At 30.3% G+C, this 14,061-nt stretch carries 11 protein-coding genes and 1 riboswitch; of the genes, 9 read left to right on the top strand and 2 right to left on the bottom strand.

Annotation, left to right across the window (positions count from 1 at the left end; translation table 11 throughout):
• Nucleotides 1-51: 51 nt before the first annotated feature.
• Nucleotides 52-2,211 carry a YhgE/Pip domain-containing protein gene (locus tag CLJU_RS15810; RefSeq protein ID WP_013239838.1) on the bottom strand — a complete coding sequence of 720 codons (2,160 nt, stop codon included), beginning with the start codon at nucleotides 2,209-2,211 and terminating at the stop codon, nucleotides 52-54.
• 51 nt (nucleotides 2,212-2,262) lie between these two features.
• The gene (locus CLJU_RS15805; RefSeq protein WP_013239837.1) at nucleotides 2,263-4,425 is read right to left on the bottom strand and encodes a YhgE/Pip domain-containing protein; all 2,163 of its coding nucleotides are present in this window, start codon (nucleotides 4,423-4,425) and stop codon (nucleotides 2,263-2,265) included.
• Between the two features lie 204 nt (nucleotides 4,426-4,629).
• Between CLJU_RS15805 and pdxR the strand changes: the two genes are divergently transcribed.
• The 9 genes from pdxR to hemC all read left to right on the top strand — a co-directional run bounded on the left by pdxR (nucleotide 4,630) and on the right by hemC (nucleotide 14,060).
• Complete coding sequence (gene pdxR / locus CLJU_RS15800; RefSeq protein WP_013239836.1) at nucleotides 4,630-6,078, top strand: MocR-like pyridoxine biosynthesis transcription factor PdxR; 1,449 nt, start codon at nucleotides 4,630-4,632, stop codon at nucleotides 6,076-6,078.
• Nucleotides 6,078-6,626 carry an NUDIX domain-containing protein gene (locus CLJU_RS15795; RefSeq protein ID WP_013239835.1) on the top strand — a complete coding sequence of 183 codons (549 nt, stop codon included), beginning with the start codon at nucleotides 6,078-6,080 and terminating at the stop codon, nucleotides 6,624-6,626. The genes pdxR and CLJU_RS15795 overlap by 1 nt, the downstream gene beginning before the upstream one ends.
• 99 nt (nucleotides 6,627-6,725) lie before the next feature.
• On the top strand, nucleotides 6,726-7,532 hold the full coding sequence (locus tag CLJU_RS15790; protein WP_013239834.1) for an energy-coupling factor transporter transmembrane component T: 807 nt from the start codon (nucleotides 6,726-6,728) through the stop codon (nucleotides 7,530-7,532).
• Nucleotides 7,529-8,254 carry an energy-coupling factor ABC transporter ATP-binding protein gene (locus CLJU_RS15785; RefSeq protein WP_013239833.1) on the top strand — a complete coding sequence of 242 codons (726 nt, stop codon included), beginning with the start codon at nucleotides 7,529-7,531 and terminating at the stop codon, nucleotides 8,252-8,254. Before CLJU_RS15790 ends, CLJU_RS15785 begins: the two co-directional genes overlap by 4 nt.
• A gap of 111 nt (nucleotides 8,255-8,365) precedes the next feature.
• Nucleotides 8,366-8,538: riboswitch (cobalamin riboswitch) on the top strand.
• Between the two features lie 176 nt (nucleotides 8,539-8,714).
• Nucleotides 8,715-10,232: a cobyric acid synthase gene (locus tag CLJU_RS15780; RefSeq protein ID WP_013239832.1), complete on the top strand. Its 1,518-nt coding sequence runs from the start codon at nucleotides 8,715-8,717 to the stop codon at nucleotides 10,230-10,232.
• A 50-nt stretch (nucleotides 10,233-10,282) separates the two neighbouring features.
• Nucleotides 10,283-11,236: an adenosylcobinamide-phosphate synthase CbiB gene (cbiB, locus tag CLJU_RS15775; RefSeq protein ID WP_041705543.1), complete on the top strand. Its 954-nt coding sequence runs from the start codon at nucleotides 10,283-10,285 to the stop codon at nucleotides 11,234-11,236.
• Nucleotides 11,237-11,268: 32 nt separating this feature from the next.
• Nucleotides 11,269-12,507, top strand: a complete 1,239-nt coding sequence (locus CLJU_RS15770) for a pyridoxal phosphate-dependent aminotransferase (protein ID WP_013239830.1) — start codon at nucleotides 11,269-11,271, stop codon at nucleotides 12,505-12,507.
• Nucleotides 12,508-12,528: 21 nt separating this feature from the next.
• Nucleotides 12,529-13,191, top strand: coding sequence for an NAD(P)-dependent oxidoreductase (locus CLJU_RS15765; protein WP_013239829.1), 663 nt, complete (start codon nucleotides 12,529-12,531; stop codon nucleotides 13,189-13,191).
• Nucleotides 13,188-14,060, top strand: coding sequence for a hydroxymethylbilane synthase (gene hemC / locus CLJU_RS15760; RefSeq protein WP_013239828.1), 873 nt, complete (start codon nucleotides 13,188-13,190; stop codon nucleotides 14,058-14,060). Before CLJU_RS15765 ends, hemC begins: the two co-directional genes overlap by 4 nt.
• Nucleotide 14,061: the final 1 nt, after the last annotated feature.

Here is a 14,061-nt window from a genome sequence, read left to right as displayed (position 1 = left end):
GAAATAGCTTGTTTTTATAGTAAAAGTCTGCTTGATATATTGTTGGTATTACTATAAACCTGATTCTTTGAATTGACTTTCTGCTTTATCAGTTAATTTGTGAAGAGGCTTTTTTAAGACAGAAATAATCAAAAATGCACCTGCAAAAGCCATTAAAGTGAGGAAATCCTTATACACATTACTCCAAATAGGTCCTGCTATAGCTTCCCTGAATCCATTTATAGCATATGTAAAAGGCCAAAGAGGTTCTAGTACTCCAAATATTTGAGGCAAGGTTTTTACAGGATAAAGTCCTCCTGCCCCTGCAATTTGAAAGACCATTATTATAACTGCAGCGGCTTTTCCAATGTTACCCATAATAGATACTAATGTAACTATAATAATAGTGAAAGTAAAGCTGCAGGTAAATGCAAATCCCATCATAAGCCATAAATTTTCTGGCTTTATCCCTACTATATATATGTCTCCTAAAGTTATAATGGTAGTTTGTATAATTGATATTATTAAAAATAGAAGTAATTTGGCAAAGTATTTATGTAACAATTTCACATTTTCTCCACTTTCGAGATCTTTACATTTTAGTGTTAGCATGGAGCATAACAACAAAGCTCCCACCCATATTGCAAGAGTAGTATAAAAAGGCGTTATTCCATATCCAAAAAGACCTGAATTATATAGTTCAACATTTTTCAATTCAATAGGTGATGATATAAAATCTGATATTTTATTAGGATCTTTTTCCATTATATTTATTATTGAAGTTAAGTTTTCATCGTTTAAGTCCTTCATTTTATCACTTAATTTGTTTAAGTTATTTTGAATATCTATTAGCTTTTTACTTAACCTATCTCTTTGATTAACTAAATTTTTACTGCTTGATATTCCTGAGTTTGCCATAAGATTTAATTCGGGTACCAATTGCCCAGTTGCATTAAGTATTGAATCAATACTATCTAAATTGGATGTCAATGTGTCTGATAATAAATTCATGGATTCATATGTTCCTGAATAAAAGATATTTGATATATTGCTTATATCTTCTGATGATTCACTACTTAATGATGAAAGTTCATATATAACTTGATTAATACTATCTTGTGAAGAGTTGCTATTTATTAAATTCTTTAACTCAGCCAAATAATTGTTTTCAGTGCTTAACGAATTTCTTAGGGACTTCAATGAGTTTATAAGATCACTTGTTATATTAGTATTTATAAATCCATTTATCTCATTTAGAATTTTAATATCAGTATCTATACTATCTATTAAAGAATTATTCAAATTACTCATATTTTCTATAATACTTGCAGCTGAACTTTTGCCAGCATCCATATTATTTATATTTTGCAGGCTGTTAAGCAAAAGTTGAACTTGATTTTCTTTTGATTCAATTTCATTTATATCTTTATTCAAATCACTTTGCATAGAATTTAGAGATTCTTTGGTAGATAAAGTCAGTGTTCTACTTTGTTCTACAATATTATGAAGACTAGTTATCTCTTTGGACAATTTTGGCAAATCTGTTTGAACTCCACTTAGATATTGCTGCAGACTTTTGGAGTTGGAATTTTCCTGTGACATATTACCTTTTATATCATTTAAGGTAGATATTGCTTGAGGTAAAGCATCCTTTAATTGTAAAATTTGAGGCTTGTCTGTTTCAAGCTTTTTACCTGTAGAGTTTAGCATTTTAAGAGCTTCCATGTTTACGGATTTTGTAAGAGAACTTTTTATAGTATCTGCTAAGGAATCTTTAGCTGAATCTGTAATTTTAGTGGCTATTCCATTTAGCTTTTCATTAGATTTATAGATTATACTAGGCTTTTCAGGTGATGCTGTAATTAAAGTGGAAAGTTTGCTGGAAAAGTCAGCAGGTATCTCTATAAGTGAATAATATTTTCCTGAATTAAGATTATAATTTCCCTGCCAGTCATCTATAAAAATCCAATTTATAGAATTATTTTTCTTTAAATTTTTAACTATTTCATTTCCAACATTTAAATTTTTACCGTTAATAGTTGTACCGCTGTCATTGTTTACTACACCTATAGGCATTCTATTTGTATTGGCATAAGGATTCCATGAGGCTTTAATGCTAATCCAAGCATAAAGAGATGGAAGGACGCACAATAATAAAATTAAAGCAAGCACTGATGGAGTTTTTATTATATTTTTAAAATCTCTTTTTAATAGTTTGAATATTACCTTCAATGTATTTCCTCCTAAAATTAATATTGTTTTAGGCATTTTCTTTCAAATGCTTTAATCTCCTATACCAGATTGTGAAAGCTTGGCTCTAAACTTATAGATTTTATTTTGCAAAGGTTTCTTTAAAAATATACCTAATAGTATAAAACACATTGAAATTAAAATCATAAACGTAAAATCCATAACTACAGTACTTATAAGAGGTCCTGCGATAGCTTCTCTGAATCCACTTACTGAATAGGTAAATGGAAATAAAGGCTGCATTATTCTAAAAATAAGTGAATCAAGCTGTATTGGATAGGTTGCTCCACTTCCTGCTATTTGAGTTATAAGCCAAACAATGGATATAGCCTTCCCCAAGTTACCAAACATAGAAACAAGGGTGTATGTTATTACAGTAAAAGTAAAAGATGAAACTAGAGCTACCATTATCATTAAAAATGTATTTACCATTTGGACATTTAGCAAAAGTTTATCCCCAATAGCAACTATAAATCCCTGTGCTAATGCAAAAACTATAAAGGTACTCATTTTACCAAGATACCTTTCTTTAAAGCTCAATCTTTCATCACCTTTAAATCTATCTGCATCTGTTTTAAAAATGGATACAAGAATAATAGATCCAATCCAGATTGAAAGTGTAGTATAAGCTGGAGCCATGGAAGATCCAAAGTTTGAAATAGTGTATATATTTTGTTCCTTCACATTAAATGGGCTTGATGCAAGGCTACCCATAAAATCAGGGTTATTTTGCAATATGGTGATTATCTGTATTATGTCATTATTAGTTACTAGTTTAAGTTTATCTGCTAAATTGTTAATAATATCCTTAAATTCCAATAATCTGTTGTTTAGTTTGCTGGATGAATTTGCTGTCAGCTCACTTCCGTTTATTAACGCATCTAAGGAATTATCTCCATGGGAAGTAAGATCTTGTATAGATTTTAAAACAGAAGAAGCTTTATCTGTGGACTCAACAAGTTCAGCCGCCGTGGAATTTAAGCTTTTTCTTACCTGCCCATTGTATGCATTGGTTTCATCTATTAATTGCTGATTTAAATTTGCAGTGTCATTTGTTATTGAATTAATCAAATCCCTATTTATTTCATTTGAACTTTCAAGTTGTTTTTGGATATCGTTTATTTTCTTTTTCTCTGTATTTAATGAATCCCTAGTATTTTTTAATGAATTTATAAGTTCTGATGTACTGTCATCGTTTTTAAAATTATTAAATTTTTCAAGAATGTTAATGGTTGAATTGATTTTATTATATAATATATCTATCTCATAATTGATTTTAGTTACAGTGGTATCTATATTTGAATACTTGGAATTTGAAACTACTGAATTAAAATTTAAGATCGAATTTTGAATCCTATATATATCAGTCTTTGAGGTATTTAAATTAAATGCAATGTTATCAAAGGTATTGTTCATGGAAGACTGAAGGGATAGCACAGATGAATTGTTTGTGTCATTACCATTTTCTAAAGTAGTTATTCTTGAATTTATCATAGGAATACCTGATTTAATTTGAGAAAGCGTTGAATTAAAATCATTTGAATCATCACTTATGCCTCCAAGAACATCTGTTATAACATCCATATTGTCACTTAATTTTATTATTGCATCCTTCAAATTTATAATGTTTTGTTTATCATTTTCTGCATTTTTACCAAAAATGTTCAAAGAAAAAAATATAGTTTGATTTACTGTATATATAAAATTTGATTTTATTTGTTCTGCTAGCGTGTTTCTTGCTGCATCAGTTATTTTAAGAGCTACAGGACTATTTTTTGTATTCACTTTATAAATGATCTCAGCTTTTTTAGGAGTATTTGATGTTATGCTTGTAATATTCCTTGAGAAATCTTCTGGAATCTTTATCATGGCATAGTATGTACCATCTATGATACCCATATCCGCGTTTCTAGCGTTTACAAATTTCCAGCCTATTTTATGGTTATCTTTTAATTTTTCTACGATTTCATTTCCTGTATTTAAATTTTTTCCGTTAAAGTTCGTACCCTTGTCCTCATTAACTATGGCTACAGGAATGCTGCTTGTATTTCCATAAGGATCCCAACATGCTTTTATATTGACCCATGCATAGAGAGATGGAAGTATGCATACACCTGCAACAATCAACATTGTCATTTTATTTTTAACAATACTTTTCATATCTCTTTTAAAAACTTGTATAATATTTCTTAGCATATATGAATCCTCCTAAAATAAATATCTAAAATAAATATATGGAAAATTATTCTCAATAATGAAATTATATAATATTTAAATATTAACTGACTAGTCAGTATTATTGAAACATTTTTTTTACTATATGTCAATAACTTATTTATTAATATTATTCTTTATTTATTAGTAAAATTGTGCAAGAATATATTTGAGGTGAAACTTGTTATGTTTTCGGAACTTAAGATAAATAAAGATAGGCTTGTATATATACAGCTAAAAGATTATATTAAAGATATGATACTTAAGGGTATGCTTAGAAGTGGAGAAAAACTTCCTTCCACAAGAGAGATGGCTTCAATGCTAAAAATAAGCAGAAATAGTGTAATGTATGCTTATGAATTTTTGCAAGATGAAGGATTTGTATACATGAAAAAAGGAAGGGGTACCTTTGTATCGGATGTAAAAGTAGATTTTCAGGAAAAGTGGAGTATAGATTGGGAAGACAAAATAAATCAATATGGCAAACTTTCCGAAAGATTAGATATAATAAAACATGAAGCAAAATGGGAAAAAGGAATGATATCCTTTAAAAGTATAGCTCCTGATGAAAAACTTTTTAATGTAGATGAATTTAAAAAAGCTTTTTTAAATCGTATGTCTATAGAAGGAGAAAAAGTGTTGAATTATGGGTATGCTAAAGGTTATAGGCCCCTTATTCAATATTTACTTAAATATATGGAAAGTAAAGGAGTTTGTACAAAGGAAAAGGATATACTTATAACAAATGGATTTACCGAAGGATTTGATTTAATATTATCTTGTCTTACGGAAAGAGGAGATAATATACTTTGTGAAAATCCAACTCATAATACTGCAATTAAAATTATGAAACTACATGGACTCAATATAACTGGAGTAAAAGTTGAAAAAGACGGAGTATGTTTAAAAGATCTTAGTGAAGAGCTGAAAAAAAATAAATTTAAGATATCATATTTTATTCCATCCTATCAAAATCCTACAGGTATTGTCATGCCTCCTGAAAATAGGGTGAAGTTATATAACATACTTAAAAGTTATAGTGTACCTATAATTGAAGATGGATTTAATGAAGAGCTTAGGTATTCAGGAACTCATGTATCACCTATAGCTGCTTTTAGCGGTAGTGGAAATAGTATTATATATATAGGAAGCTTTTCAAAGGTATTATTTCCTGGAATAAGGATAGGATGGATACTCGCGGATGAAGTACTTATAAACTATTTAGAGAGTTGCAAAAGGGCTAGGAATATTCACACTTCTTCTCTGGATCAGGCAATTTTTTATGATTACTTAAATCAAGGCAATTTTGAAAAGTACATAAAGAAAGCTCGAAGAGTATATAAGGAAAAATATGAATTCACCTTAAAGTGTGCAAGAGAGAATATACCTTGTGAAGAGATATTTGGTGAGGGGGGAATGCATATATTTATAAAGCTAAGGAATATAAGTTCCAGAAAGCTTTTAGAAAGATGCTGCAAGAGAGGAGTAATATTTACTCCTGGTGATGTATTTTATGTAAATGATGAGGGATATGATACTTTTAGGCTTGGATTTTCAAGAGTCAGTGAAGAAGATATAAAAAAAGGAATTATGATAATAGGCCAGGAGGCTAAAAAAATAGGAGGATGGACTTGATGAAAAGAATATCGGAAAAAACACTGTATAAAGGAAAGTGGATTCAATTACAGGAAATAACTTATACAGGAAAAAATAATGAGGAGTTAAAGTGGGAAAGAATAAAGAGAACCAATACTACAAATACAGTAGTAATAGTTGGCAAACTCGTACCATCTAATAAGTATATATTTATCAAACAATACAGAGCTGCTATAGATAAATACGTTATTGGATTTCCAGCAGGTCTTGTGGAAGGGGATAATATAGGCGAAAATGCACTACGAGAATTGGAGGAGGAAACTGGATATAAGGGAGAAGTAAAGTCAATGAGCCCTATGCTTTATTCAAATCCTGCACTTTTAACGGATAAGGTTACGTTAGCAAGGGTTGATATATATGAAGATTTAATGGAAAATCAAATTCCCATACAAAAGCTGGAGCCAGAGGAAGATATACAGGTAATTGCACTTCACAGAGAAGAACTTAAAGACTTTTTGATTAAAGAACAGGCAAGGGGAACTGCTATAGGAATGGGTGTATGGTATGTTTTTTATGGATTAAGCTAAGAATAATGTTTTTGTATTTAGTTGAATAATAACTGTTAGTATGATATATTTTTAACAAGGAAGCAGAAAAATTAAAAATTAGAATTGAGGGTGTAATTTATGGAGGATTGGCTTTTAAAAAAGGATGAATACGTTCCCAAAGAAGATAAAGACAAATTTATAGATAAAAGTATATTTTCTATATTACATCTATTATCTCTTATCAAAAGGAACAATAAAGTAAATAATAGCTTTATATATAATTTAAATCCTATGTTAAAACTTTCCTTTACTATTTTAAATATATTATTTTTATCGTTGTCTAAAAATTTTACTTATGTAATGCTTGTAGATGTTTATTTTCTACTAATTTTAAGTTTTTTGGATGTTCAAGATATAAAAAAAATACTGCTTTTAAGCATTTCTATTCCATTTTTTACATTTATAATGCTCATACCTTCCATACTTATGGGGAACATTAGAAATAGTGAAATGCTTTTACTAAAAGTAGCTGGTACTATAATTTCAATAAATGTTTTATCTTATACAACTAAATGGCATGATATAACTAAGGCGCTAAAGATGTTTTTTATACCAGACATATTTATTTTGGTATTTGACATAACTTTAAAATACATTTATATATTAGGTGAATTTTCTTTGGACATGTTTTATGCACTAAAGCTTAGATCTATAGGAAGAAATAGTAAAAAGTATTCTTCTATTTCAAAGATAATTGGCAGTTTATTTTTAAAATCAAAAGAAATGGGAGATGAAATGTATTGTGCTATGGAATGTAGGGGATTTACAGGAGAATATGTGTCTCACAAAAAATTTAAATTTAAGTTTTTTGATCTAATATATTTAATAGTTAATGTACTTATCATAACTATGTATTTTTACATATCTAGGGTGGGATTAAGATGATAAAAATTGAGAATGCTTTTTTTAAATATAAAAATAATGAAGTATTAAAAGATATAAATGTAACTATAGAACAAGGAGAATCCATAGCGCTTATAGGTGCAAATGGAAGTGGTAAATCTACCTTTTTAAAATTATTAAATGGAGTGGTATTTCCCACAAAGGGAAATTACTATTTTGATGATGTGAAAATATGTAAAAATGAATTGGAAAAAGGTAACTTCTCAAAGAAGTTCCATAAAAAAGTAGGATTTGTATTCCAAAACTCCGATGCACAACTTTTTTGCTCTAGTGTATACGAGGAAATTGCTTTTGGACCAAGGCAAATGGGAATGGATGAAGATGAAGTAAATAAAAGGGTAAATGACTGTCTAGAACTTTTAAATGTGAAGGATTTAGAAAACAGGGAGCCTTATAACATAAGTGGGGGAGAAAAAAAGAGAGTGGCTATAGCTGCTGTACTTGCATTAAATCCTGAAGTTTTGGTTTTAGATGAGCCTATGAGTGGAATAGACCCTAAGGGAAAGAAATTCTTAAATGATCTTTTTATCAAATTAAATAAAGCAGGAAAAACTATAATATGTTCAACACATGATTTTGAATATGTTAATGGACTTTTTAAACGAGTTCTTGTATTTTCTGAAGATCACCATATAATAAGGGATGACGCTTACAACAAAGTAATGGAGGATACTGAGTTTTTAGTGAAATATAATATCAAATAGTGTTATTAACTGTAAAACTTTAGAATTCCATGAAATTTTTATTTACTTTATGTAATATATTGGATATTTCAAGTTGACATAAAACTCTAATTATAATAAACTTAGAGTATAAATTAAATAGAAAATTCAGGTGCCTTTATAGGTGAAAAGGGAATACGGTTAAACTCCGTAGCAGCCCCCGCTACTGTATGTGATGATGAACTTTAGTTACCACTCGTAAAAGAGGAAGGTTAAAGTAAATATGAATCATAAGCCAGGAGACCTGCCTGATTGTTATTATATGCTTTCGGAGGGAGAGAAACTTTTAGTGTGGTTAACCTCAGCTTAAGCTGAGGTTTTTATGTTAAAGGCAGTTAGCTTTCTAAAGCTTACTGCCTTTTGGCTTTAATATAGATATGTGTGTATTAATTAAAATTAAACTTTTTATTATATTTAGGAAGTTTTGGGAGGAGTAATTGTTATGGCAAAAATTATGATTCAGGGAACTGGTTCTTCTGTAGGAAAAAGTATAATTGTTTCAGCCCTTTGTAGAATATTTAAACAAGATGGTTATTCAGTATGTCCTTTTAAATCTCAAAATATGTCATTGAACTCATATATAACATTAGATGGCAAAGAGATGGGACGGGCTCAGGTACTTCAGGCTTATGCAGCTGGATTGCAGCCGGAAGCATATATGAACCCTATATTGTTAAAACCAACTTCAGATAAGAAATGCCAAATAATAGTTAACGGAAAAGTGTATGGTAACAGCACTGCTATGCAATATCATAATATGAAGCTGGAATTTAGGGATATGCTTAAAGAACACTTTGAAAAGATGGAGAAGAAATTTGACATAATAGTAATGGAAGGAGCAGGAAGTCCTGCAGAAATAAATTTAAGAGATAGAGACATTGTAAATATGGGTATGGCAGAATCAGTAGATGCACCAGTACTTTTAGCAGGAGACATAGACAAAGGAGGAGTATTTGCATCCATTGCAGGAACAATGCTGCTTTTTACAGAAGAGGAGAAAAAAAGAGTAAAGGGTACTATAATAAATAAATTTAGAGGAGATAAAGATATACTGGAGCCGGGGCTTAAGATGCTTGAGGATATAGTAAAGGTACCTTGTCTTGGTGTCATACCTCATTTTAGATTGGCACTTGAGGATGAAGATGGAGCTGTAGAATTCAATAAAAGAGTTACAGCACCTATTGATATAGCCGTAATAAAGCTGCCTCATATATCTAATTTTACAGATTTAGATGCGCTTAAGAGCGAAGAAGACGTTTCCGTAAGATTTATAACATCTGTAGAAGAGTTTGGAAATCCAGATTTAGTCATTATTCCAGGAAGTAAAAATACTATAGAAGATCTACTTAAAATTAGACAGTGCGGCCTTGAGGATCGAATAAAAGAATATAGTAAAACTGGACTTGTCATAGGACTATGCGGTGGATATCAAATGCTTGGTAAAGTCATAGAAGATCCTTATGGAGTGGAGACAGATGTAGGAAAAGTAGAGGGTATAGGACTTTTAGACATAGAAACTATATTTGAAAAAGAAAAGGTTACAACTAGAGTAAATGCAAAAAGTAAAATTGACTTTCCAATAAAAAAGGATGGCGAATCTTTAACTAATAGAAAATTGGATGTATACGGATATGAAATACATATGGGAATATGCAAATATGGAAAAGATGCAAGACCATTGTTTAATATAACTGATAAAAATGGTGAAAAGGTTGACACAGAAGATGGTGCCATAAATATGTCAGGAAATGTAATTGGATCTTATATACATGGAGTTTTCGATGGAATTGATTTTAGAGAATTTATTGTAAATAAGATAAGAGAAAATAAAGGATTAGGTTATAAAAAATCTAAGACATATGAAAATCTTAGAGAAGGAGAATTGGATAAGTTAGCAAGCATAGTGCGAAAGAATTTAGATATAGATAAGATATACAATATTATGGGAATTAAAAGATAGTAATTAAATTTAGAAAAGAGGGGTTAAATTTGTCCAGTTCTTTTGTATTTATGAATTTAATAGATATTGTGATAGCAGTTGTAATTGATTGGATAATAGGAGATCCCTATTGGTTTCCCCATCCCGTTATATATATAGGAAAGCTTATATCTTATTTAGATAAAAAGGGAAGAAAGCTTTGCAAAAAAGAGGAGAGCTTAAAAGCATTTGGTGGATTAATTGTTTTCCTTGTTGCATTTGTTAGTTTTATTGTGCCTTTTGCAGTACTGCTGCTTTTAAGAAAAAATGTTATTTTATACAATATAGTAAATACATTTATTATTTGGACGACTATTTCTGCTAAATGCCTTGCTGTAGAGGCAAAGAAAGTATACTATGCCCTTAAAAAGGAAGATATTGAAGATGCAAGAACCAAGCTTTCTTATATAGTTGGAAGGGATACATCCTCTTTAAGCAGTCAGGAAATAATAAGGGCAGATGTGGAAACTGTGGCGGAAAATACTTCCGATGGAGTAATAGCACCACTTATATATGCAGCTATTTTTGGAGCACCACTTGCTATGCTCTATAAGGGAATAAATACTATGGATTCCATGCTTGGATATATGAATGAAAAGTATAGATACATAGGATTTTTTCCTGCAAAGGTAGATGACGTATTTAATTTTATACCTTCTAGAATTACAGGGGTACTTATGTGTATATCCGCTTTTGTAGTAAAAGGAAATCCTTTTAAGTCTTTTAAAATAATGATAAGGGACAGGAAAAACCACAAGAGTCCTAATTGTGCTTATCCTGAGGCAGCAGCAGCTGGAGCTATGAGAATACAGCTTGGTGGCACAAATGTTTATTTTGGTCAAGTAGTTTATAAACCTACTATAGGGGATAGACTTATGGAACTAAGTTTTAAACACATAGGACAGTGCATAATAATTATGTATTTTACCGAAATACTTTTTATGATTTTATGTGGAATAGTTATAATTGGATTACCCAGAGCGTAATTTAGAAAATCAATGATATAGGATGTGTTATTATGGAACATGGTGGAGATATATATACAGAGGGACTTTTAAAGGGAAGAAAGCTTTTGGATTTCAGTTCGAATATAAATCCACTAGGAGTACCTTTAAGTTTCAAAGAAAATATAGAAAAAGCATTAAAAGATGTAGAAAAGTATCCTGATGTGGAGTATAGACAACTTAAAAATTCAATAAAAGAGTATATAAATTTTTCATTAAATTACTTTTATCCGATGACTACCTGCTCTAATACTCCCACTTCTTCAAGTGGGAGCAAAGAGCAGCTACGTCCCTGGATAACGATTTCTAAGTATCAGGTGAAGTCAAAAACTCCATCTGATGCCAAGAACTCTGTTTACATTGAAGAAGAAAAAATATCAAGCAGCATGGAAGATACGAACATTGTATTAGGTAATGGAGCTGCAGAGATAATAGATCTTGTAATCAGCTGTTTTAAAAGCATCTGTATTGTAGTACCTTCTTTTATAGAATATGAAAAAAATGCAGCAGAATGGAACTGCCAAATAATACATTCACATTTGAAAGAGAATATGGAGTATGATTATAAAGATATCGGACAAAAAATAACAAAGTCAGAAGCATTAATTATTGGTAATCCAAATAACCCAAATGGCGGTGTAATAGATAAAGATAAGTTTAAAGAAATACTTGATTACTGCGAGGAAAATCATAAAACAATAATTATAGATGAAGCTTTTGTGGAGTTTACAGGAAAAAGAGGATGTTCTTTTTTAAGGGAATCGCAGAAATATAAATGTGTATTTTTAATCAGAGCTCTTACTAAATTTTTTGCACTGCCGGGAATAAGAATGGGATATGGTCTTTGTAAAAATGAAAATTTAATAAAAAGTATAAAATCCAAACAAAATCCATGGAACATAAACTCTTTTGCAGAAACAGCAGCTGAGAGTGTACTTAAAGATAAGAAATACATAGAAGAGTCCATTTGTTGGATAGAAAAAGAAAGAAAATTTATGTTAGATGAGTTAAAAGAGATACCTTTGTTTGAAAAAGTGTATGATAGCTACAGCAATTTTGTATTATGTAAAATGAAATATGAAGATTGTCAGAAGCTATATGGTAGATGTTTAAAAGAAGATGTTCTCATAAGAAGATGCAATAATTTTAAGGAACTTGATAGTAAATTTATAAGATTAGCGGTAAAAGATAGGTGGAGAAATGAAAGAATACTACAGGTGTTAAAAAAAATAAGTAAAGATGTAACTACTTAAGTTTTAAGGGGAGAAGAAGAGATGAAGGTAAACAACTTAGAAAATAATAATATGCTTTTGTCGCTGCTATCTCCTAAAATAAAAGTGATTATATTAGGGGGAGGACATGCAGCTTACATTAAATCAAAAACCTTTTCAAAAAAAGGATGCCAGGTTTATATATTGTCTAAAAAGTTTATGGATGATTTTGAAAATATAGGGAGCCTCCCTAATGTAAATATAATTAATGCAGAGTATGAAAAGAAGTATATAGAAGACAAGCACCTTGTAGTAATAGCTACAGATGATGTGAAAGTAAACTACAGCATAGCAGAGGATTGCAGAAAGCTATGTAAAATATATATAGATGCAACTAAGCCTGAAAATGGAAATTGCATTACACCCTGCCAGAGAAATACTAAAAATGTTTCAATTGGGATAAATACAAAAGGAGTATCACCTGTAACTTCTGTATTTATTGCAAATAAGCTGGTAGATTATATAAAAGACTATGATGAATTTGTAGAATTTACTTCTCATATAAGAAACAGCATTTGCAGTATAGATGATAAGAAAAAAATTATGAAGTTTATATGTACAGATGACTTTTACTTTTTTTATAAAAAGGGAAAGGCCCTAGATGTAATAAATATGTTTTTTACAACAGCAAATTTAAGGATAACACAGGATGGTGATAACATTTGAATTTTAAAATTGCAACTAGAAAGAGCAAATTAGCCCAGACTCAAACTGAAATAGTAATGGATATACTACAAAAAGATTATAATGCAAAGTGTGAAAAAGTGCTTATAGAAACAATGGGAGACAAGAGACTTGACATAGCCCTAAATAAAATAGGTGGAAAAGGTCTTTTCTTAAAGGAAATTGAGCTGGCACTTCTTAAAGATGAAGCAGATGCAGCAGTTCACAGTATGAAAGATGTACCTTTTGATGTGCCGGAAGATTTTGAAATAGCTGCTATTATGCAGAGAGAAGATGTAAGGGATGCCTTTGTATCTAAAGATAAAGTACCTTTTGATGAACTTCCTAAAGGAGCTAAAATTGGGACAAGCAGCAATAGAAGGGCAGAGCAGTTAAAGATATTAAGGCCGGATATAGAAATAGCTCCTATAAGGGGAAATATACAGACTAGAATAAGTAAAATAGAAAGCCAAAATTTAGATGGCATAGTTTTGGCAGCTGCAGGAATTAAAAGGTCTCACTTAGAGGAACTAGTTACTGAGTATTTTAAGGTGGAAGATATGGTACCTGCAATTGGACAAGGAGCTCTTGGTATAGAAACAAAAAAAGACAGTAAAAATAAGAGCTTTTTCAGTAAATTAGACGATGAAAATACAAGAATTTGTGTAGAAGCTGAAAGAAGCTTTATGAGGACATTAAATGGAGATTGTCATTCCACCATAGGTGCCTATGCAAAAATAGATAAAGATACTATAAATATCATGGGAATGTTCATGGTAGGAAATAAACTTATAAAAAAAGATGTAACAGGGAACAAGGAAGATTATATGGTTTTAGGTGAAAAACTTGCAAAAATGATATTGAAAGCTTAAG

The sequence above is a fragment of the Clostridium ljungdahlii DSM 13528 genome (assembly GCF_000143685.1).
Lineage (GTDB): Bacteria > Bacillota > Clostridia > Clostridiales > Clostridiaceae > Clostridium_B > Clostridium_B ljungdahlii.
The sequence above is the reverse complement of the archived record's forward strand: the minus strand, read 5'-3'. Positions and strand labels throughout refer to the sequence as shown.

Coding starts and splice junctions, on each gene's coding strand:
- cbiB (WP_041705543.1), top strand. CDS start 10,283: ATGAATTTAATAGATATTGTGATAGCAGTTGTAATTGATTGGATAATA.
- CLJU_RS15795 (WP_013239835.1), top strand. CDS start 6,078: ATGAAAAGAATATCGGAAAAAACACTGTATAAAGGAAAGTGGATTCAA.
- CLJU_RS15790 (WP_013239834.1), top strand. CDS start 6,726: ATGGAGGATTGGCTTTTAAAAAAGGATGAATACGTTCCCAAAGAAGAT.
- CLJU_RS15765 (WP_013239829.1), top strand. CDS start 12,529: ATGAAGGTAAACAACTTAGAAAATAATAATATGCTTTTGTCGCTGCTA.
- pdxR (WP_013239836.1), top strand. CDS start 4,630: ATGTTTTCGGAACTTAAGATAAATAAAGATAGGCTTGTATATATACAG.
- CLJU_RS15785 (WP_013239833.1), top strand. CDS start 7,529: ATGATAAAAATTGAGAATGCTTTTTTTAAATATAAAAATAATGAAGTA.
- CLJU_RS15805 (WP_013239837.1), bottom strand. CDS start 4,425: ATGCTAAGAAATATTATACAAGTTTTTAAAAGAGATATGAAAAGTATT.
- CLJU_RS15780 (WP_013239832.1), top strand. CDS start 8,715: ATGGCAAAAATTATGATTCAGGGAACTGGTTCTTCTGTAGGAAAAAGT.
- CLJU_RS15770 (WP_013239830.1), top strand. CDS start 11,269: ATGGAACATGGTGGAGATATATATACAGAGGGACTTTTAAAGGGAAGA.